A 614-nucleotide genomic window follows, 5' to 3' on the forward strand; every position below is an offset into this window, starting at 1 on the left:
CACCCGAATTCCATATTATCGACGGGAAATGGTATGTATACTTCGCAGCCGACGACGGGGATAATAAGAATCACCGCATGTATGTATTGGAAAACACCTCATCAGATCCATTTCAGGGTACCTGGACATTCAAAGGCAAAGTAGCATCCAATCCTGACAGGTGGGCCATTGATGGAAACGTATTTCAAGATCAGGACGCATTGTATATGATCTGGTCAGGATGGGAAGGGGAGACCAACGGGCAACAGAATATTTATATATCAAAAATGAAAAACCCTTGGGAATTAGAGGGAAACCGTGTTTTGCTTTCAGAACCCACCTATAATTGGGAAAAACAGGGTGACTTGGACGATAAAGATAATCCCCCTCATGTTAGCGTAAACGAAGGGCCACAATATCTGGAACACAATGGTCAGGTATTTATAGTGTATTCGGCCAATGGTTGTTGGACCGATTATTACAGTCTGGGTCTTCTTAGTTTAACAGGAGAAGATATTCTCGATCCGGCTAATTGGGAAAAAAATGCTAAACCTATATTTCGTAAATCTGAAGAGAACGGCGTATATGCTCCCGGACATAATTCCTTCTTTAAATCCCCTGACGGGACTGAAGAT

The 614-nt window shown here is 42.5% G+C and carries 1 protein-coding gene; it reads left to right on the plus strand.

The genetic code is table 11. The features are described from left to right. On the plus strand, window positions 1-614 hold a 614-nt coding region (locus HC176_RS15755; protein WP_167919944.1), incomplete at both ends, for a glycoside hydrolase family 43 protein.

The sequence above is a fragment of the Tamlana crocina genome, assembly GCF_012037625.1.